At 79.0% G+C, this 1497-nt stretch carries 1 pseudogene; it reads left to right on the forward strand.

What is annotated here, in order from left to right:
* A pseudogene (locus GA0115242_RS18800) lies at window positions 1–1497 on the forward strand (ATP-binding protein); the annotation flags it as partial.

Consider the following 1497-nt stretch of genomic DNA (forward strand, 5'->3'; position numbering starts at 1 on the left):
CCGCCCGCCGGTGCCGCCCGGCCCCGCGGCCCCCACGCCCTCCCTGCTGGAGCGCCAGGACGACCGCGAACGCCTGGTCCGGCTGCTCGCCCGCGGCCGCTCCGTGCGCCTCACCGGCCCCGCGGGCTCCGGCCGCACCAGCCTCCTCGACCTGGTCGCCGAGGACTGCGCCGACCTCGCCCCCGACGGCGTCGTGCGCCTCGACGGCTCCCACCGCACCGCCGACGACCTGCTCCACGACCTGCTGCACGCCGTCCACGACGCGCCCCTGCACCGCCCGGACCACGGCGAACTCCTCACCCTGGTGCGGGAGATCGGCGCGGTCGTCGTCGTCGACGACATCGAGTTCGGCGGCGCCGCGCTCGACACGCTCCTCGACGCCACCCCCGAGTGCGCGTTCCTGCTCGGCGCCACCCCCGACGTGCCCGCGCCCTCGGCCGACTCCGGTGTCGAGGAGGTCCTCCTCGGCGGACTCGACCGCGCGGGCGGCGTCGCGATCCTGGAACGCGCCGTCGGCCGGACCCTCACCGAGGAGGAGGCCAACTGGGCCGGTGACCTCTGGTTCGAGTCCGAGGGCCTGCCGCTGCGCTTCGTGCAGGCCGGTGCCCTCCTCGACCAGCGCGACCGGCAGCGCGCCGAGGCGGGCGCCGTCGACCTCTACGGCGTCTTCGCCGACCAGCCGCCCGCCGCCGACGCCGCCGACCTCGACCCCGACGACGCCGCCGCGATCCCGCTGCCGTCCCTCGGTGAGGCCGCCGCCCCGGCGCCGCTGCTCGCCTCCCGGCTCAGCGGCCCGGCCCGCGACACCCTGCGGTTCGCCGTCGCGCTCGCCGGTGAGGTGCCCCACCAGGCGCACCTGCCCGCGCTGATCGGCGACACCCACGCGGACGCGGCCCTCGGCGAGCTGGCCGCCTGCGGTCTGGTCTCGCCGGTCGGCTCCCGCTACCGGCTCGCCGCCGGGGTCCTCACCCAGCTGGAGGCCGCCGGGTACGGCGAGAGCGCCGACGGGGCCGAGCCGCGCGCGCTCACCGCCGCCCAGCACTACGCCTGGTGGGCCGGACACCCCTCGGTCGCCCCCGAGCGGGTCTGCGCCGAGGCCGACGCGGTGCTCGCGGCCCTCGCCGCCCTGGTCCCCGACACCGTCCCGGCCGCCGAGGACGAGGAACGTCCGGTCGCCGTCCGGCTGGCCCGCGCCGCCGCCCCCGCCTTCGCCGCCGGGCTGCACTGGAGCGCCTGGGAACGCGCGCTGCGGGCCGGTGCCGAGGCCGCGAGGCTGGCCGGTGAGGTGGCGGAACAGGCCTACTTCCACCACGAGTTGGGCGTGCTCGCGCTCTGCGAGGGACAGCTCGACCGGGCCCGCGCCGAACTGGAGGTCTCCGTCGGGCTGCGCGGCGCCCTCGCCGACCAGCGCGGCACCGTCGCGGGCCGCCGCGCCCTCGCCCTGGTCGCCGACCGCTCGGGCACCGCGCCGGGAGTGGTCGCCGCCCTCGCCCCGGC

This window comes from Streptomyces sp. SolWspMP-5a-2 (assembly GCF_900091845.1).
GTDB lineage: Bacteria > Actinomycetota > Actinomycetes > Streptomycetales > Streptomycetaceae > Streptomyces > Streptomyces doudnae.